This is a genomic window from Pseudohongiella sp. SYSU M77423 (genome assembly GCF_029911965.1).
Lineage (GTDB): Bacteria > Pseudomonadota > Gammaproteobacteria > Pseudomonadales > Pseudohongiellaceae > Pseudohongiella.
The window spans coordinates 108,653-127,353 of sequence record NZ_JARYTH010000007.1 but is presented as its reverse complement, the minus strand read 5'-3'; the positions used below and the strand labels follow the sequence as shown (position 1 = coordinate 127,353).

17 protein-coding genes are annotated in these 18,701 nt (G+C 57.4%); 8 read left to right on the top strand and 9 right to left on the bottom strand.

The annotated features are described in order from the left end of the window. Positions 1-591: 591 nt before the first annotated feature. The 7 genes from yciH to QGM61_RS14420 are packed head-to-tail and all read right to left on the bottom strand — an operon-like array spanning position 592 to position 8,271. Positions 592-975: a stress response translation initiation inhibitor YciH gene (gene yciH, locus QGM61_RS14450; protein ID WP_281133396.1), complete on the bottom strand. Its 384-nt coding sequence runs from the start codon at positions 973-975 to the stop codon at positions 592-594. Between the two features lie 9 nt (positions 976-984). Then, positions 985-2,757, bottom strand: a complete 1,773-nt coding sequence (locus QGM61_RS14445) for a BatD family protein (RefSeq protein ID WP_281133395.1) — start codon at positions 2,755-2,757, stop codon at positions 985-987. A gap of 39 nt (positions 2,758-2,796) precedes the next feature. Continuing rightward, positions 2,797-4,728 carry a VWA domain-containing protein gene (locus tag QGM61_RS14440; RefSeq protein ID WP_281133394.1) on the bottom strand — a complete coding sequence of 644 codons (1,932 nt, stop codon included), beginning with the start codon at positions 4,726-4,728 and terminating at the stop codon, positions 2,797-2,799. Further along, positions 4,725-5,762 carry a vWA domain-containing protein gene (locus tag QGM61_RS14435; protein ID WP_237134399.1) on the bottom strand — a complete coding sequence of 346 codons (1,038 nt, stop codon included), beginning with the start codon at positions 5,760-5,762 and terminating at the stop codon, positions 4,725-4,727. The genes QGM61_RS14440 and QGM61_RS14435 overlap by 4 nt, the downstream gene beginning before the upstream one ends. Beyond that, on the bottom strand, positions 5,755-6,300 hold the full coding sequence (locus QGM61_RS14430) for a DUF4381 domain-containing protein (RefSeq protein ID WP_237134398.1): 546 nt from the start codon (positions 6,298-6,300) through the stop codon (positions 5,755-5,757). The genes QGM61_RS14435 and QGM61_RS14430 overlap by 8 nt, the downstream gene beginning before the upstream one ends. After that, on the bottom strand, positions 6,279-7,253 hold the full coding sequence (locus QGM61_RS14425) for a DUF58 domain-containing protein (protein WP_237134397.1): 975 nt from the start codon (positions 7,251-7,253) through the stop codon (positions 6,279-6,281). The genes QGM61_RS14430 and QGM61_RS14425 overlap by 22 nt, the downstream gene beginning before the upstream one ends. Positions 7,254-7,311: 58 nt before the next feature. Further along, positions 7,312-8,271, bottom strand: a complete 960-nt coding sequence (locus QGM61_RS14420; protein WP_237134396.1) for an AAA family ATPase — start codon at positions 8,269-8,271, stop codon at positions 7,312-7,314. A gap of 194 nt (positions 8,272-8,465) precedes the next feature. Here QGM61_RS14420 and QGM61_RS14415 point away from each other — a divergent pair, with 194 nt between their 5' ends. Then, positions 8,466-9,479, top strand: coding sequence for a quinone-dependent dihydroorotate dehydrogenase (locus QGM61_RS14415; protein WP_281133393.1), 1,014 nt, complete (start codon positions 8,466-8,468; stop codon positions 9,477-9,479). Then, positions 9,476-9,751, top strand: a complete 276-nt coding sequence (locus tag QGM61_RS14410) for a glutaredoxin family protein (RefSeq protein WP_237134394.1) — start codon at positions 9,476-9,478, stop codon at positions 9,749-9,751. The genes QGM61_RS14415 and QGM61_RS14410 overlap by 4 nt, the downstream gene beginning before the upstream one ends. 12 nt (positions 9,752-9,763) lie before the next feature. Here the strand turns inward: QGM61_RS14410 and QGM61_RS14405 are convergent, their stop codons facing one another. Further along, positions 9,764-10,558 carry a TatD family hydrolase gene (locus QGM61_RS14405; RefSeq protein WP_237134393.1) on the bottom strand — a complete coding sequence of 265 codons (795 nt, stop codon included), beginning with the start codon at positions 10,556-10,558 and terminating at the stop codon, positions 9,764-9,766. 114 nt (positions 10,559-10,672) lie between these two features. Here QGM61_RS14405 and QGM61_RS14400 point away from each other — a divergent pair, with 114 nt between their 5' ends. Together QGM61_RS14400 and topA are read left to right on the top strand one after the other, a co-directional pair. Then, the gene (locus QGM61_RS14400) at positions 10,673-11,725 is read left to right on the top strand and encodes a branched-chain amino acid aminotransferase (RefSeq protein ID WP_281133392.1); all 1,053 of its coding nucleotides are present in this window, start codon (positions 10,673-10,675) and stop codon (positions 11,723-11,725) included. Between the two features lie 137 nt (positions 11,726-11,862). After that, the gene (topA, locus tag QGM61_RS14395; protein WP_281133391.1) at positions 11,863-14,487 is read left to right on the top strand and encodes a type I DNA topoisomerase; all 2,625 of its coding nucleotides are present in this window, start codon (positions 11,863-11,865) and stop codon (positions 14,485-14,487) included. Positions 14,488-14,842: 355 nt separating this feature from the next. On the opposite strand, the gene lexA is transcribed toward topA, so the two are convergent. Continuing rightward, the gene (gene lexA, locus QGM61_RS14390) at positions 14,843-15,469 is read right to left on the bottom strand and encodes a transcriptional repressor LexA (protein WP_237134390.1); all 627 of its coding nucleotides are present in this window, start codon (positions 15,467-15,469) and stop codon (positions 14,843-14,845) included. A gap of 131 nt (positions 15,470-15,600) precedes the next feature. On the opposite strand from lexA, the gene nagZ reads away from it, so the two are divergent. The 4 genes from nagZ to QGM61_RS14370 all read left to right on the top strand — a co-directional run bounded on the left by nagZ (position 15,601) and on the right by QGM61_RS14370 (position 18,700). Further along, complete coding sequence (nagZ, locus tag QGM61_RS14385; RefSeq protein WP_281133390.1) at positions 15,601-16,629, top strand: beta-N-acetylhexosaminidase; 1,029 nt, start codon at positions 15,601-15,603, stop codon at positions 16,627-16,629. A gap of 21 nt (positions 16,630-16,650) precedes the next feature. Continuing rightward, positions 16,651-17,196, top strand: a complete 546-nt coding sequence (locus QGM61_RS14380) for a hypoxanthine-guanine phosphoribosyltransferase (RefSeq protein WP_237134388.1) — start codon at positions 16,651-16,653, stop codon at positions 17,194-17,196. A 33-nt stretch (positions 17,197-17,229) separates the two neighbouring features. After that, positions 17,230-17,823 (top strand): DUF1285 domain-containing protein, encoded by a 594-nt coding sequence (locus tag QGM61_RS14375; protein ID WP_281133389.1) that lies wholly within the window; start codon positions 17,230-17,232, stop codon positions 17,821-17,823. A 127-nt stretch (positions 17,824-17,950) separates the two neighbouring features. Beyond that, positions 17,951-18,700 (top strand): electron transfer flavoprotein subunit beta/FixA family protein, encoded by a 750-nt coding sequence (locus QGM61_RS14370; protein ID WP_237134386.1) that lies wholly within the window; start codon positions 17,951-17,953, stop codon positions 18,698-18,700. Position 18,701 lies beyond the last annotated feature (1 nt).

The following is an 18,701-nucleotide window of genomic DNA, read 5'->3' as shown; positions in this document are numbered from 1 at the left end:
CGCCCGGATCGCATCCTTTCACCTGGCGCCCGGCGGTGCGGAACTCGACCTCGCTCGCTACGCGGGCTCGGGACTCGAACAGTCCTACCCGCTTATCGGGCGCCATGCAAAAGGATAAAGCGCGCCAACCGCCATGGATGGCGGGAATGCAGGTTTTGCAGGAGCAAAAACCTGTCTGATGGAGATGCTGACACCCACCTCCCGGCCCTCGTGCCGCATTTTTAGCTCAGAACAAAAATCGCACTGACGCCGCTGCACCGGCTTCAATGCCTCGGGGGTCGCTTTCGAAAAGGCGATGCTCCTCGCCAGGTTTTTCTCGCTCGCGTTGCATCGACCGTAAGCGCATAGTGCTTTTACCGATCTATAGTGTGGCCGACGCTAGCACAAGGGCAGGGTGGCGGGTAGCAGATTACGACCAATCAGGGCGCGTTTATCCTTTTGCCGGACAGCCGATCAGCGGGAGGACTGTCTGAGTCCTGAGCGGTGAAGCCGCGAAGTCGAGTTCCGCCCCGCCGGCTGTCCGGTGAAAGGATGCGATCCGGTCGTAATCTGCTACCCGGTGCCCGGACCGTTCTCGAGTGGAGTCGATGCTCAGCCGCCAGCGAGCTTGGCAGTGATGCCGCGTTCGGCGAGCAGCTGCTGGATCAGTGTGCGCTGGTCGCCCTGGATCTCGATTGTGCCGCCCTTGACTGCGCCACCGCAGCCGCAGCGCGTTTTCAGGTCTTTAGCCAGCTTCTCCAGATCTGATGCATTCATCGCCAGTCCCTCGACAATGGAGACACCCTTGCCCTTACGGCCTTTGGTTTCGCGGCGGATTCTGACCTTGCCGTCGCCCAGTATCTGTTGGGAGGCGGTTTCGCCACAGCGGCAGTCGTCGAGTGGCATCTGGCACTCAGGGCAGAGGCGTCCCTTGTCGGTGCTGTAGACCGAGCGCGTGGAGAGGCCAGCAAGTTGTTCCTGCAGCGTCTTGTTCATGGCAGCTTGTCAGTTGCGGTAGAGCGGGGGCAAAGCGTAGGGTGCGGCCTGGCGCTCAGCGCGGCGTTGCTGTGCATGCTGGTCACGGTAACGTGTCAGCAGATCCTGCAGTTGCTGTCGCTGTTCGCTGGTATAGGCGTCTTTGCCACTGTTGCCGCTGTACAGGGATGCCTGCAGCTGTGTGAAGGCTTCGCGAATGTCAGCACTGTCCAGCCGTGCCGCCAGGTCGTCCAGGTTGTAGAGGCCGGCATCCATAAAGTACTGACGGCCCCAGGCAATCAGCTGCAGGCGGATCTGCTGAGCGTCGGCATTTTTCAGGCGGTTGCCCAGTTCAGTAAATGCCTGTTTCTCCTGGCCGTCTTCGATATCGCTGGCGTAGGCTTCAGTCTTGTGAATGACAGGTGCTTCGGTCTGCTCATTGCGCTGCTGCTGACGTCGCCACAGCCACCACATCATGCCCAGTACCACAATAATCAGCAGAGCCATCAGATTCAGTATCCAGGCCGGCGTCTGAACTTCGCTGATCAGTTCATCCTGCAGCGAGTCGAGAGAGGCCAGGGTCAGATCGCTGCCTTCCTGGCCGGCTTCAACGGCCTCTTCTGTAACACCGCCCACGGGCGCGATGCGGATAAACGACGACGGTATGACGGCCTCGCGCTGTTCATCTTCGTCTGTATCCCACCAGGGCAGATTGATTTCCGGAATGACCACTGAACCGGCCTCGGTGGCTACCAGCTCGTAGCTCTCTACCCGAGTACCAACAACATTGCCGTCGATAACCGTGCGCTCGATGTCAGCCGGTTCCGGGTAGACATTCATGCCTTCGATTTCGTTTTGCGACAGTGGCGGCAGGGCGGCACCATCGAGGCCACTGGCGACCACGGTGATGGTACGCCGTACTGAATCACCGGGCTGCAGGGTGGTGATGTCGCGACTCCAGTTTTCGGTAATCTGTATGTTCTGGGCGGGCAGCCAGGTGTTCTCCGGGAAGCCGGCAGGCCTTTCTTTCACTTCCACCGTGTAGCCATCGGCGAAGGCGGTGATCGGGCGCATATTGGGGTTGCGGAACACAAAGTTACTGGAGCCGTCGGTCAGCTCGCCGCGGAAGACAATATCGGGGATTTCCAGTTCGCCACTGCGCTGCGGGAAGATCACATAGTTGATTTCGTAAACGCCGTAACGCGTGCCATCGATCAGCCGCTCGTATTGATGGGGTGGACCCAGCGTCTGGACCACAGCACCCTCCGGAGCGACTTCCGTAAAGTTGGGATTGCGGATGCCGGCAATCGTGTAATACAGGCGGATTGTGTAGAGCAACTGCTCCTGAACATAAATGGAGTCTTTACTGAGCACTGTCTCCATAAACACATCCTGGCCGTTGCCAGGGCCGGTGCCGGTTGGCTCGGTTACAGTGATTGTGTAGGAAGGGGTCTGTTCGCCCGCAACAGCGATAGAGGGTATTTCCTGCTCACCCAGGTGGCGGGGAAACAGTACCAGTCGGTAGTCAGTCCAGGATTCTATGCGGTTATTGACCGAGCGCAGATGGCTGGCTGAGCGCGTGGATACGACTTCAAAGGAATCGCGCAGTGGCTCCAGGTCAATCTGCACGCCGCCTTGCTGGCCATGCACGCGAACGGTCAAGGTGACGGTTTCGCCGCGCACGAGCTCAGTGCGGTCAAGCTGGGTTTCTACCCGCGCCTGTTGCCCCAGTGCAGTGGCACTGAACAGCAGAACCGTCATCAGGACGGTCAGTAGGCTTGTCAGGCTAAGCAGACGTTTCATAGTTCACCGTGTCATGTGTATCGTATTGTTGCAGGCATCTCACTGGCTTGCCTGGCGACGTTCCAGCATGCGACGTCGCGACTCGAACTGGAACTTGCGCTGCAGCAGTTCACCAGGATTGTCTTCAATGCGCCGCAGGAACTGTTCAAGAGACTCCTGGTCTTCCTCAAACTCGGTGTTCTCGCTGCGCTGATTCTTCTGCGAATCGTCAGTCTGGGCGTCTTCAGTTTCCTGAGGCGGTGTTTCCTGCTCCTGGGGTTCCTGAGGCTCCTGCTCCTGAGGTTCCTGTTCATCCTCCAGCGCAGGCTCCGCTTCTTCCTCGTTCTCTTCGCTTTCAGCCTCAGCCTCAGACTGCTCCTGCTGTTCCTGTTCCTGCTGTTCCTGCTCCTGTTGCTCCTGCTGTTGTTGCAACAGTTGTTCTACAATTTCTTTGTTGTGCAGTGCATCGGCGTGATCAGGTTCCTGGGCCAGGACGCGATCATAGGCGGCGATGGATTCTTCAAAGCGCTCCGCGTGAGCCAGGGCATTGCCGAGGTTGTAAAGAGAGCGTACGTCGTCTGACTGGCTGAAGCCTTCAATGGCGGCCTGGTAGTTACCGGCTTTATAGTTAGCAGCTGCACGCCAGGCCTCATTCTCGAACAGCATGGCTGCCACGGCCGGGTTGTCTTCTTCCAGCGCGCGGGCGGCGCGCTGATCGCTGTTCAGATAGATGGCACGCCAGTCAAACTCGGGCGGGCCAACCGGCATCTGCATGTCCTGTGGAGCACCGCCAATACCCATTTCCTGGGTCAGGCCCTGAACCTCGTCTGGCGTGGGCAGTTGTGTCTGGCTTTGCGTTTGAGTCTGCACCTGGGTCAGCGGATCAGTTGAGTCGGGCTCCTGCTCATCCTGCTGTGCCATCACAGGTGTCGGCTGCGCCAGGGTGGCCAGCAGGCCGGCAGTAAGCGCCACTTGCAACACCCAGCCGCGACGGAAGCACAGCGCGCAAAGTGGCAGCATCAACAGCAGCAGCCAGGGCCCGGCATCGCGCCACAGCTCAACTTCTTCTTCAGTTTCCAGGAAAGTATCGTTTTCGCCACGACGCAGGCTCTCTGCCAGCACGGTTTCCAGATCGTTACCGTCAACGGTGATGTCATGATAACGGCCACCCAGTGTCGCGGCGACATCCTGCAAAGCACCGCGATCCATGGCGCTGATCACTACCTGACCATTGCTGTCACGCAGGAATTCACCGCCAGCGGCTGGAATCGGTGCGCCCTGACGGGTGCCTACGCCGATGATATGAACGGGGTAGCCACCGGTACCGGCGTCACGCAGCGCGCCGACTTCGTCAGCCGGAACACCCGAGGTTATCAGCAGAATTCGGCCATTGGTGGTACCGGCTTCGCGCATAAGATCGTTGGCCATCGAGACGGCCATCGCCGGATTGTTGCCAATCACGGGCATGATATTGGGGTTAAGGGCGGGTACCATGGCGCGGATACTGACACTGTCGTCCGTCAGCGGTGTCACCAGGTGAGCTTCGCCGGCGTAGACCAGCAATGCCGTCTGGCCTTCACGGCGGATATCAAGGATATCCATGATCTTGCGGCGCGCCACGGTGATTCGGTTGGGTTCGAAATCATTGGCGAACATGCCCAGGCTCAGATCCAGCACAATAACCAGTGCGTCCTGGCGCTGCTGTACTGGCTGGGTCTGTTTCGACCAGGTAGGTCCAGACAGGGCAACAATGCCCAGTACCCATACTGCCAGCAGCAGGTACAGTGGCAGTCGCTGCGAGGTGTTTTTGCTGGCATTGAGCAGGTAGGGAAGCAGGCTCTGATCAATGACCTTGTGCCAGGCTGAACCCTGCGCGTCCAGTTTCCACAGGCGACGGAAAAAAAACAGAGCCGGAATCAGGGCCAGCAGCCACAAGGGGCGCAGGAAATGGAAATCGGCGATCGCCTGTGCGAGTGTCACAGATTCGTTCATGCAGACTCTCCACCGGGGACTGAGTCACGGCTCTGTCCCGCGTTCATTGCTGGCGGCATGGCACGTAGCGCCAGCAGGAAGCTGAGCAGCAGTGCCGCACCCAGCGGCCAGTGGAAAAGCTGCGTTTCCGGTCGGTAAGTCTGCTCGTCCTGCTCGATCGGTTCCATGGCATCGAGTTCGTCGTAGATCTCTACCATGTCTTCCAGCGTGCGGGCACGGAAATACAACCCTCCGGTCAGCTCAGCTGCCTCGGCCATGGCTTCATCGTCGATCTCGGAGACCAGGGCGCCGGGCCGGCTGCCGCCAAACATGGAGCGCTGCGCAAACTGATCAGAGGCGACACCCACAATGTGCATCTTGATGCCTTCGGTGCGCGCCAGTTGTGCGGCCTGCAGTGGAGCCAGTTCACCGGCATTGTTGATGCCGTCAGTCAGCAGGATCAGAACGCGGTTGTTCTCTGGCTGTTGGCGCAGCTGTTTAACGCTGAGACCGATGGCATCGCCAATGGCCGTGGCTGATTCGTCGATCATGCCGATCTCCAGCTCCTCGACCATCTGCTGAACGGTTGCCAGATCATAGGTCATCGGTGTCAGCATGTAGGCGTGTGCAGCAAACAGGGTCAGGCCGAGCCGGTCACCGGTGCGCTTTTCCACAAAGTCGCCAATAACGGCTTTCATGACCTGGAATCGCGACAGCTGGGTGTTGTTCAGGAACATGTCCCGCGCTTCCATACTGCCCGACATGTCCAGGGTCAGCATCATGTCACGCCCGGTCGTGGGAATCTCGATCGGTTCGCCGACCCACTGTGGGCGGCTGGCGGCAATCACAACCAGCGTCCAGATCAGACCGCAGAAAATCAGCGTCAGCAGATTGCGTGTGTAGTCATGTGTTGTGTCAGTGTGCAGTTGGACCAGCTGGCGATAGAAGGGCACGCGCAGCGCTGCGTCCTGGCGTGGTGCCCGAGGCATGAACCAGTAGATCAGCAGTGGCAGTGGCAGGGCCAGAAAAACCCAGGGCCAGGAAAATTCAAGCATGATGTGCGCTCGCCGTGCTTGTTGGTTGCTTGCTGCTTTCGATTCTAGCCATATACATGCCCTTTATCCAATGGGCGGCCATCTCGTGCAGCGCGTCGATATCCACGTCACAGCGCGGTGCAAAACGCCCCTGCGCCAGTGCCGTGGCCAGTTGTGGTGTCAGCAGTCCGCGTGAGTCATGGCGGCGCAGGAAGTCGACCCAGGCATCGCCGCTCAGACCAGCTACCTGGTCATGCGGGAAGTGCGCCAGTGCCACACGGCGCAGTACGCTGTTGACGTTGTTTACGTATAGCAGCCGTTGCTGCATGTCATCACTACCAGCGCTCTGCAGTTGCTGGTGATACTCGTTCAGTGCCTGCTCGGCCTGTTTCAGGCGGCGAGCGCGCTGCATTCTCAGCATCAGGCGCCACAGTCCATACAGTGCCAGTGCCGCTAGCAGCACAATCAGCACCCACCAGCCCGGAGCCAGCGGCCACCAGCCAACTGGTTGCGGGTTGTGTATGTCTGCCAACTGGCTTAAAGCTTCTGCGATGTCCATTGATGTATCCGTTCGACGACTGGCTCGTCAGTTCTGAATGTCAGCAGTGGTATCTGCAGTTTGTTCATTTCGCCCTGCAGAAAGTCCAGCCGCTGCTGAAACACGCTGCGATAGCTTTCCCGTGCCTTTTTATTGAATGTGTTGAGTGTACCTTTGTCCTGGCCATCGGTAATACTGTAGTAACCGGGCACGGGCAGGTTCTCTTCCAGCGGGTCGTAGACAAAGCAGCAGACAACATTGTTATGGCGGGAAATCTGCGACAGATACTGAAAACCTGCATCATCGATGCTGGTGAAATCGCTGATGATGTAAAGCGTGCTGCCCGGTTTCGTGATCCGGCGGATTCGGCCCAGCGTGGTCGCCAGACTGCCTGCCTCAGGGTCAGTATTGGCGGCGCGGCGTGTCGCCGAGGCTGCCAGTTCCATATTAAACAGATGCACCTGGTTGAGCAGGTGCAGGGCAGAACGCCGGCTGCGCTTGGGGCGCACCAGACTGAAATCATCGTCTCCGTATACCAGGCCGCCGACACGGTCGCCGTTGTCGATGGCCATCCAGCAGAAAATGGCTGCCGCCTGGGCAGCAACAACTGATTTAAAGGCGGTCTTGCTGCCAAAAAACATGGTGCTGGACTGGTCGATCGCAACCAGCACCGGGCGTTCGCGCTCTTCTCGGTAGACCTTGGTAAAAGGCTTGCCGATGCGGGCGGTGACACGCCAGTCGATGGTACGGATGTCGTCACCAGGCTGATAGGGGCGAAATTCTTCGAAGTCGATGCCGCGGCCGCGCATCTTGGACATATGCAGGCCCGAGATGCCCGCCACTGAGCGTTTGTGCGAGGCATATTCGATGGTACGCGCCGCGTAGCGCTGCAGCAGCAGATCCTGCAGCGTGATCACGGCGCCGTGAGCCTGATACAGCTCCTGGTGCGGCAGAGTGCTGGCTGTTGGACTCATAAGGTCTCCAGAGACAGGTCGGCAGATGCAGCGTCAGTCAGACAGATCATGACTGCGTTCAAGCCGACGGAACTCGCTCCAGAATCGTGCTGAGAACCTTATCGGGCGTAATGCCGCTGGCTTCCGCCTCAAAGCTGAGCAGTACCCGGTGGCGCAGCACGTCGAACATCACTGCCTGCACATCGTCGGGGCTGACAAAGTCCTTGCCCTTGATCCAGGCATGGGCGCGGGCACAGCGATCCAGAGAGATCGTACCCCGTGGGCTGGCACCAAAGTCAATCCAGCCGGCCAGGTCGTCGCCGTAGGTGGCCGGGTTTCGCGTCGCCATGATCAATTGAATGATGTATTCCTCAACAGCCGGCGTCATGTGCATGGCCAGGATCTCCTGACGTGCAGCAAACAGATCTTCCTGGCTCATCACCTGGGGCGCTTCCGGCGCGACATGGCGAGCCTCTTCGCGGACCAGGTGCAGAATGTCACGCTCTGCTTCGGTGTTGGGATAACCTATGGATACATGCATCAGGAAGCGGTCAAGCTGGGCTTCCGGCAGCGGATAAGTACCTTCCTGTTCGATCGGGTTTTGGGTCGCCATAACCAGGAACAGCGGAGGCAGCTGGAAGGACTCACGTCCGACAGATACCTGATGCTCGGCCATGGCCTCCAGCAGTGCTGACTGCACTTTGGCCGGAGCACGGTTGATTTCGTCAGCCAGAACCAGGTTGTGGAAAATCGGGCCAGGCTGGAATCGGAAAGATCCATCTTCAGGGCGGAAGATCTCGGTACCGGTAATGTCGCTGGGCAGCAGGTCAGGAGTAAACTGGATGCGGTGGAAGTCGCCTTCAACAGCGCGGGAAAGATCTTTAATTGCCTTGGTCTTGGCCAGGCCAGGAGCCCCCTCTACCAGCAAGTGGCCATCCGCCAGCAGAGCGATCAACAGACGGTCAACCAACTTCTCCTGTCCGATGATCTGCTGCGTCAACCAGGTCTTTAATGCTGTTATTGTATTGTGGTGGCTCATAAATTTTCCTGTAACGTGCTGCTGCTTAAACTTGGCGGAAGTCAGCGATTGTAACCAATTCAAAGTTTATGTCTAGCAGCCCGGCCAGTGAGTTTGTCGCAGAGTGTGGCAGCCATGTGACGGCGATTGGCATCGGCTTGAGGCGCCTGGCTGGTTTATAATGATGATTTGCGTTCCCCTGGAGTAATAAGCCGATGTACTCATTGATGCGGTCTGCGCTATTCGCGCTGCCGGAAGAAACGTCTCACAGCGTTGCCCTTGGCAGCCTGGATCTTGCCAACTCACTGCATTTGAGCACGCTGCTCGGCGGCGCCCGCGCCGGCAGGGGCAAGCCGGTCAGCGTCATGGGTCTGGAGTTTCCCAACGCGCTTGGGCTGGCGGCAGGACTGGACAAGAACGCCGATCATATCGACGGGCTGGCGGCGCTGGGTTTCGGTTTTGTTGAAATTGGTACCGTGACACCGCGCCCGCAACCCGGCAACCCGAAGCCACGTCTGTTTCGACTTACCGCGCAGCAGGCCATCATCAACCGCATGGGTTTTAATAATAAGGGTATCGATTACGCACTGTCGCGGATTCAAAACAGCCGCTTCAAGGGCGTGCTGGGCATCAACATCGGCAAGAACTTTGACACGCCGGTCGAACAGGCTGCCGAAGATTATCTGATTGGACTGCGCAAGGCATGGCCACTGGCCAGCTACATCGTGGTCAATCTTTCCTCACCTAATACGCCGGGCCTGCGCACGCTGCAGTATGGTGAAGAGCTGCGACGATTGCTGACGCTGTTGAAGGAAGAACAGCATCGTCTGGCCAGTGCCGACGGTCGCCAGGTACCGCTGGTCATAAAAATTGCACCGGATCTCAATGACGAAGAACTGGGTTTGATTGCGCGGACCTTGCTCGAGTTTGCGGTCGATGGCGTCAGCGCCACCAATACCACGCTGTCGCGCGATGGGGTACAGGACAATCCGCGCCATGCCGAGGCAGGCGGTTTGAGTGGTGCGCCATTGCGCGATAAATCCACACAGGTGATTGCCGGACTGCACCGCGAACTCGATGGTCGCCTGCCCATCATAGGCATCGGTGGAATTGGCTCGCTGCAGGATGCACAGCAGAAGCTGGCAGCCGGTGCATCGCTGGTACAGATATACAGTGGATTTATTTATCACGGACCGGCACTGGTGCGCGAGATAGTTGAGGGGCTATGAGTCAGCAGTCTGACAACAACGCCGGGACACCGGCGATACTTTTGTATACCACCGCAGGTTGTCATTTGTGCGAGCAGGCCGAGGCCTTGCTGGAGCCTGTTGTCAGGCTTAACAAGCTGCACTGGCGTCCGGTGGATATCGCAGAATCCGAGCAGCTGGTAGAGCGCTACGGTTTGCGTATTCCTGTCATTCGCGTCGATGGTGCCAGCCAGGATCTGGGCTGGCCGTTCGATGAGCCGCAATTGCTGGACTATCTGTCACGTCACCTTTGAGGTCGCTGGCGATCAACCCGGCAGTTTAAACAGACGCCGGGCGTTGGCAGTGGTCTCGGCAGCCACCTGATCAACGGGGCGCTGGCAATGCTCTGCCACCACACGCAGTACCTCAGGCAGCCAGGCAGGTTCATTGCGCCGCGTTTTGGGTCGCGGGCGCAGGCTGCGCGGTAGCAGATAGGGCGCATCAGTTTCCAGCAGCAGTCGGTCGGCCGGAATATCCCGGACGAACTCATGCAGGTGTGCGCCGCGCCGCTCATCACATATCCAGCCGGTAATGCCGATATGCATGTCCAGATCCAGATAGTCATACAGGGCCTGCCGCTGGTCAGTAAAGCAGTGCACCACGCCGCCACTCAGCTGATCGCGAAACTCTTTGAGAATGGGCAGGAATCGATCGTGGGCGTCACGCTGGTGCAGAAATACCGGTTTGCCGGTGTCGACTGCCATGGCCAGGTGTTCAGCAAACACCCGTTCCTGCGATGGGCGCGGTGAGAAATCCCGATTAAAATCCAGTCCTGTCTCACCAACTGCCTTGACCAGTGGGTCACCAAGCAGCTCACGGATGCCGGCAAGGACCTCCGCGTCTGCATGCTGCGCTTCGTGCGGGTGAATACCGGCCGTGGCTGACATGTCAGGCCACTTTTTACACAAGGCCAGCGCTTTTTGAGAGGCAGGCAACGTGGTACCTGTCACCAGGTGATGAACAAGCCCGGCAGCATGCGCGCGTTGCAGCACGTCTTCCAGGTCGTGGTCGAATGATTCGTGGCCCAGGTTGGCGCCGATGTCGATTAGCTGTAAATTCATGGCGCGCGATTATAGCAGTGGTATGCTGGCAGATTAAGCGGCTATCTAGGATAATGGCGCGCATGCCAGGCCGCTTGACCGCGAAACACACCGAATAGCATTGGATAGCAGCACATGAATCAGCAACACCTGCCAGAGAAAAAAGCACTCAACTGGGCCGAACTGGGATTTCAGTATCAATCTACCGAGTATCGGTTTCGCGCCGTACACCGCAACGGTGAGTGGTCCGAGGGCGAACTGATTACCGATAAAATGATCAGTGTGCATGAAGGTGCACCGGCATTGCATTACGCCCAGCAGTGTTTTGAAGGCCTGAAGGCACAAACGGCTCCTGATGGCCGTGTATTGTTGTTCCGTCCAGACCTGAATGCAGAGCGTATGCGACAGGCTGCCGGTCGCCTGCTGATGCCGCATGTGCCTGAAGAGCTGTTTATAAAAGGTGTGGAATCAGCTGTGCGCGCCAACTATGCATGGATCCCGCCACATGGCTCCGGTGCTGCCCTGTATATTCGCCCGATGCTGATCGGGGTGGGCGAGAACCTGGGACTGAAAACTGCCAAGGAGTTTGAATTCCGCGTGTTTGTATCGCCGGTCGGACCCTATTACAAGAGCGCTGGTCTGGCGACGATTTCACTGGCGGTGTCTGATCTGGATCGAGCCGCACCGGCAGGTACAGGTAATTATAAAATCGGTGCCAACTATGCTGGTGGTCTGCTGGCCACCCGTCAGGCGCAGGAGCTGGGCGCCAACGAGGCGCTGTTCCTGGATGCGCGCGAACGCCGTTATATTGATGAGGCCGGGTCTGCCAATATCGTGGTTGCCATGACCGGTGGCCGCTTTGTGACGCCTGGCTCCAGTGCAGTGCTGCCCAGTGTCACACGCCGTTCCATCATGGCGCTGGCTGAACAAGAGCTGGGCCTGAAAACAGAGCAGCGCGGTATCGATCTGCGCGGTGAGATAGCTGATTTTGAAGAGGTGGCAGCCTGTGGTACCGCAGCGGTCATCTCTCCGGTTGGCAAGATCCTGGTGGATGGAAACTGGTACAGCTTCTATGGCAACGGCGAAGAGCCGGGCCCGATCACCCAGAAACTTTACGAGCTGCTGGTGGGTATTCAGCGCGGTGAAATCGCTGACAAATACCACTGGACACACGAAGTCAGCATCTGACTGAATTCGCAGTAAAGCTTGACCCCCAGCGACCGAATCTTTATATATGTCGGCTTCATTGCGGATGTGCTGCATAGCCAGCGCACCCCAAAAGCCACGGCGCCGATGTATATCAATTTCAGGAAATCAGTATTTTAATGAGTAAATCTCTAGTCATAGTCGAGTCCCCCGCCAAGGCCAAAACCATCAACAAATATCTGGGCAGCGAGTTTGTTGTAAAGTCCAGTGTTGGCCATATTCGGGATCTGCCGGTATCAGGCAGCGGCAATAATACTGACCCTACCGAACGTGCCAAAGAGGCCGCCAAGACGCGTGCCATGAGCCCGGAGAAGAAAGCGGCCCACAAGCAAAAGAAAGCGCGTGAGCAGTTGATCGCGCGCATGGGTGTGGATCCGGAACACGGCTGGAAGGCGCGTTATGAGATTCTGCCCGGCAAGGAAAAAGTGGTCGCCGAGCTCAAAAAACTGGCCAAGAACGCCGACACCATCTACCTCGCAACGGACTTGGATAGAGAGGGGGAGGCCATTGCCTGGCACCTCCGCGAAGCTATTGGTGGAGACGATACCCGATACCGCCGTGTCGTGTTTAACGAGATCACCAAAAAGGCCATCAATGAGGCATTTTCGCATCCCGGCGATCTGGACATGCGTTATGTCGAAGCACAGCAGGCACGGCGTTTTCTTGACCGTGTGGTCGGGTTTATGGTGTCGCCGCTGCTGTGGAGCAAGGTCGCCAGAGGCCTGTCCGCCGGACGTGTGCAATCGGTTGCAGTGCGCCTGATCGTTGAGCGTGAACGCGAAATTCGCAAGTTCATCCCGGAAGAGTTCTGGGAGATGTATGCCGACACGCTGACGACTCACAAGGACGAGCTGCGGCTGCAGGTTAACAAGCAGGCGGGTGAAAACTACCGCCCGGGCAGTGCCGATGAGTCCGCCCGCGCCGAGAAAGCGCTGGAACAGGCCCGGTTCATTGTCAGTGGGCGTGAAGACAAACCCACCAGTTCCAAACCGCGTCCGCCGCTGATTACCTCAACACTGCAACAGGCCGCAAGTACGCGACTGGGTTTCGGCGTCAAAAAAACCATGACGCTGGCGCAGCGACTGTACGAGGCTGGTTACATCACCTATATGCGTACCGACTCAACTCACCTGAGTGCTGATGCGCTGACCATGTGTCGTGACTATATCGAAGACAATTTCGGCAAACGCTACCTGACCGAGAAACCGGTGCAGTACAGCGCGCGTGAAGGGGCGCAGGAGGCACACGAAGCCATCCGCCCGACTGATGTCAATACAGCACCTACCCAGCTCTCCAATATGGAGCGTGATGCGGAGCGTCTTTACGCACTGATCTGGGCGCATTTTGTAGCCTGTCAGATGCCACCAGCACGCTATCTGAGCTCCGTCATCACAGTTACAGCAGGTGACTTCGAGCTGCGCACCAAAGGGCGTATCATGCAGTTTGATGGTTATCTGAAAGTACTGCCGTCCAAAGAAGAAGACGTGGTACTTCCAGATGTCAGCAAGGGAGAGGAGCTCAAACTCAAGGCGCTGGATCCCAAGCAGAACTTTACCAAGCCGCCTGCGCGCTACACGGAAGCCAGCCTTGTCAAAGAGCTGGAAAAGCGAGGTATTGGCAGACCATCAACCTATGCCTCTATTATTTCCACAATTCAGGAGCGTGGCTACGTCAAGGTAGAAGGCCGCCGTTTCTTTGCACAAAAGATGGGTGACATTGTCACCGAACGCCTGCATGAAAGTTTCACCGAGCTGATGGACTACGACTTCACAGCGCGAATGGAAGACTCGCTGGATGAAGTCGCCAACGGCGATAAAGACTGGAAACACTTGCTGGACGATTTCTATCAGGATTTCACTGGCCAGCTGAGCAAAGCCTCTTCATCTGATGACGAAGGCATGCGTGCCAATACGCCCACCGATACGGACATCAAATGTCCGGACTGTGGCCGTCCCATGCAGATTCGTACCGCATCAACCGGTGTCTTCCTGGGATGTTCTGGTTATGCACTGCCGCCCAAAGAGCGCTGCAAAACAACCATCAACCTGACGCCCGGCGAAGAAGCCATCAATATTGATGACGAGGAAGAGGCCGAAGCGCTGGAGAACCGCCGTCTGCGCGAGCGTCATCGCTGCAAGTTGTGCAACACCAGCATGGACAGCTATCTGATCGACAGCACACGCAAGCTGCATGTGTGCGGCAACAATCCGGACTGCCCTGGTTACGAAGTCGAGCAGGGCAGCTTCAAGATCAAGGGCTACGACGGTCCTGTCATTGAGTGTGACAAGTGCGGCTCTGACATGCAGCTGAAGACAGGCCGTTTCGGCAAGTATTTTGGTTGTACCGGCAGCGAGTGCAAAAACACCCGCAAACTGCTGCGCAGCGGCGAACCGGCGCCACCCAAGATGGACCCGGTACCCATGCCCGAGCTGGCCTGTGAAAAAGTCGACGACCATTACGTACTGCGCGATGGTGCTGCCGGTATATTCCTGGCCGCCAGCAAGTTCCCTAAGAACCGCGAAACACGTGCGCCGCTGCTGAAGGAATTACTGCCGCATAAAGATGAGATCGACAGCAAGTACAGCTTCCTGTTCAAAGGACCGCTGGTCGACGGCGATGGTAATCCCACCATCGTGCGCTTTAGTCGCAAGGCGAAGGAGCATTATCTCCTTACGGAAGTGGACAAGAAAGCCACAGGTTGGAAGGCGGTATATAAAAACGGCAAGTGGGTAGTAGAGAAATAGTCTGTGGAAGGCGCAGTGCCGCGCCATTGCTTCGTTTAAAACCGGCTTAGAATGCTCATTTACAATTTGTAAACTGCGCTTCTGCGCCGGTTTTTGCCTCGCACTGACACGACTCTTCACCTTCCACTCATACGTGTCTCGAAGATTGGAATCAGCTGGAACCTACCACTTCCCACATATTATGCAAAAGCGCAGCAGCCGCCGGCAGTACTAGGCGAAAAGCCGGCGAGGGAGGTGACGACTGCATGGATGCAGGAGTTAGAGCGACGCAGGAAGCCAAAGCCGAGTTTACAATTACGTAAATGATCCTTCCGAGCCGGCTTTTCAACGACGTAATGCCAAGGCTGATGCGCTTTTAGCTGTGGCGGCGAATGACGCCGACACTGATCCCTTCAATCGTAAAGCTGTCGCGGCGTAAATCCACTTCGATCGGTTCGTAGTCGTCGTTTTCGGGCATCAGTCGCAGGCGGTGGCGTTCGCTGGTTTCTTCCAGGCGTTTGACGGTGACATCTTCTTCCAGGCGGGCGACGATGATGTCGCCGTGGCGTGCTTTGCTGGTTTTGTGTACGGCCAGCAGGTCGCCTTCAAAAATGCCGACGTTGATCATGCTGGTGCCTTTGACGGTGAGCAGGTAGTCAGCGGCGGGGCTGAACATGGCGGCAGGCACATTGACGTATTCATCAATGCACTCCTGGGCCAGTATCGGGCTGCCGGCGGCAACCTGGCCAACAACCGGCAGACCCTGATTGGCGGCTTCGTCCTGATCGGCCAGGTCTGGCAGGCGGATGCCGCGCGAGGCGCCCGGCACGATTTCAATGGCCTTTTTGCGAGCCAGCGCCTTGAGGTGTTCCTCGGCGGCATTGGCCGACTTGAAACCCATTTTCTGGGCTATCTCCGAGCGTGTCGGCGGATAACCGGTATCCTGTTGATATTCGCGGATAAACTCAAGAATCTGTGCCTGTCTTGGGGTCAGTGCCTGCATGGTACCCATCCTGTTGATCCATTCAGCCTGTGATTATATACAGTTATGCGATCTGAACAAGCCTTTTGTGGGATTGCTGGCGATAGGCGATAATGTCACACGTCAACAATCCCAGGATTCGAGAGGCCCCGATGAACCCCGCCAAGCAAGGCCCAGGTGTGCTGATGCTGGACCTGTCAGGTCAGACACTCACCGATGATGAACGTGCGCTGCTGCAACATCCGCAGGTCGGCGGCGTGATCCTGTTTTCACGCAATATTGCCGGACCGGCCCAGGTTCAGGCCTTAACCGCAGACATCCGTGCCTGCCGCCCGGACATTCTGCTGGCTGTGGATCAGGAGGGTGGCCGCGTTCAGCGCCTGCGCGATGGATTTACCAGGCTGCCGCCGATGTATGCCCTGCATACGCTGTTCAGCAAGGAGCCTGAGCAGGCGCGTGTCATGTCCCATGACCTGGGTTGGCTGATGGCTTCCGAGGTGCTGGCCGCAGGCTTTGATATCAGCTTTGCGCCGGTTCTGGATCTGCATACCGGGATCAGCGAAGTGATCGGCGATCGCGCATTTTCCTCGCGTCTGGATACGCTGGTAGATCTGGCGACAGCATTCATGGCTGGCATGCACGAAGCTGGTATGGCGACGACGGGTAAACACTTCCCCGGACATGGCAGTGTGGCAGCCGATTCCCATCTGGATCTGCCTGTCGACGACAGATCGCTGTCGCAGATTGAAGAGCAGGATCTGCAGGCTTTTGTGCGGTGCCTTCCGTCACTGGATGCTGTGATGCCGGCGCATGTCGTTTACCCCGCGGCCGATGCGCACTGCGCAGGCTTCTCAAGGTACTGGCTGCAGACGGTCCTGCGTGAGCGACTTGGGTTTGATGGCGTCATTTTCAGCGATGACCTGGTGATGGCGGCGGCCGGTGCGGCAGGTGATATGTCGCAACGGGTTAACCAGGCCCTCAAGGCCGGCTGCGACATGCTGCTGGTTTGCAATGACAGGGCAGCCGCACTGGACGCATTGCGAGCGCTGGACGAAGCGAGGCCCGCTCCATCGCCGCGCCTGCAAGGGATGCGACGCCGCTGTTCGCAGCAGCCAGACCTGGTAGCGCTCCAATCAGATACCCGCGTGATCGATATCCGCAACCGAATTTCCATGCTGTAAACAATCAGAGTTTTAAACGCTATGCAGACCGAAAACATGCAGGACGTGCTGGACAAGGCTCAGTGCCTGTTCAGCGAATCCGAAATTGCCACTGCGCTGGACAGCCTGGCCAGCGAAATCACCGCGGCTGTCGGTGACAAGACCCCGCTGGTGCTGTGTGTCATGAACGGCGGCATCGTCTTGACGGGACATCTGGCACCACGGTTGAAGTTTCCGCTGAACCTGGACTATATCCACGCGACTCGCTACCGTGAGCAACTGACCGGCAGTCAATTGCACTGGCGTGTGACACCTGCCTCATCCCTGCAGGACCGGGTCGTACTGGTGCTTGACGATATCTTTGACGAGGGCGAAACGCTGGCGGCCATCGTCAGCTGGTGCCGGGAGCAGGGTGCAGCGGAAGTCTACAGCGCTGTGCTGGTCGACAAACAGCACGATCGCAAGACGGCCGATCTGAAAAAGGCGGACTTTACCGCTCTGTATGCCGAGGACAAATACCTGTTCGGATACGGTATGGATTACAAAGGTTTCTGGAGGAATGCACCGGGCATTTTTGCGGTCGACTAGTCAGACGGGACACTACCTTACCCAGGAGGTCAGATGAGCAGCTCCGAGATCAAGACTGATAATCTGTTGAAGCACATCAAAACCAATCGGGGCCCGGCACCGGTGCACGACTGGGATCCGCCGTACTGCGGCGAGATGGACATGCGCATTGCAGCCGACGGACGCTGGTATCATGAAGGTTCGCCGATCGGGCGCAAGCGCCTGGTGCAATTATTTTCCTCGATTCTGCGGCTGGATCCGGATGGCTTTCATTATCTGGTGACGCCGGTGGAGAAAGTGCGCATCCAGGTTGACGATTGCCCGTTTGTAGCGCAGCTCGTCGATGTCGTCGAGCGCGATGGGCAGCAGGTGCTTCGGTTTACCCTGAATACTGATGAAGTTGTCGAAGCCGGGCCCGATAACCGGATCGAAGTCACTTTCGACGCTGATCAGCAGCCTCATCCAGTGCTGGAAGTGCGTCATGGGCTCAAGGCACTGATCATCCGTTCGGTTTTTTATTCGCTTGTGGAAGTTGCCGAGACGAGCCCTGTGGATGACAAAAAAAATAACAAAAACAATGATCTGGAGAAGGTTCTAGTCGTGTCCAGTCAGGGCTGCAAGTTTGAACTGGGACGCTTTCAGGGGTAAACCCGGGCCGCGGTTTTATTGACGCGCGCGCTCAAAAACGGCATTATTGTCAGCCTTTTTGGGGCCGCAGGCATTTACCACTGGCACCCACAAGCCATTTTTCTAATCAGTAAAAGTTGGAGAATCCATGAAGATTCTGGTAGCGATCAAACGTGTAGTTGATCCATATGTGAAGGTTCGTGTTAAAGCTGATAACAGTGGTGTGGATCTGGCCAATGCCAAAATGGCGGTCAATCCTTTCTGCGAAATTGCCGTGGAAGAGGCAGTGCGTCTGAAAGAGAAAGGCATCGCCGAAGAAATTATTGTTGTCTCTATTGGCGAGAAGAACTGTCAGGAACAGATCCGTACTGCACTGGCGCTGGGCGCTGATCGCGGCATTCACGTAGAGGCACCCGTTGATGTGCAGCCACTGCCGGTGGCGCGCATGCTGCAGAAGATTGTGGAGAAAGAAGGCGTCGAAATGGTCATTCTGGGCAAGCAGTCCGTCGATTCGGACAACAACCAGGTTGGTCAGATGCTGGGTGCGTTGACTGGCATGCCACAGGGCACATTCGCCTGCAAACTGGAAGTTGCTGACGGCAAAGCGAAGGTCACCCGTGAAATCGATGGTGGCGAACAGACCGTTTCACTGAAGCTGCCGGCCATCGTAACCACTGACCTGCGTCTGAACGAGCCGCGCTACGCTTCTCTGCCAAATATCATGAAAGCCAAGAAAAAGACGATTGACTCCCTCACACCTGAGGAGCTTGGTGTCGACGTCAGCTCTGGATTGAAGGTTATCTCTGTTGAGCCACCACCCGCTCGCTCTGCCGGTATCAAGGTGGAAAGTGTGGACGAGCTGATCAGCAAACTGAAAACCGAAGCAAAAGTTATCTAAG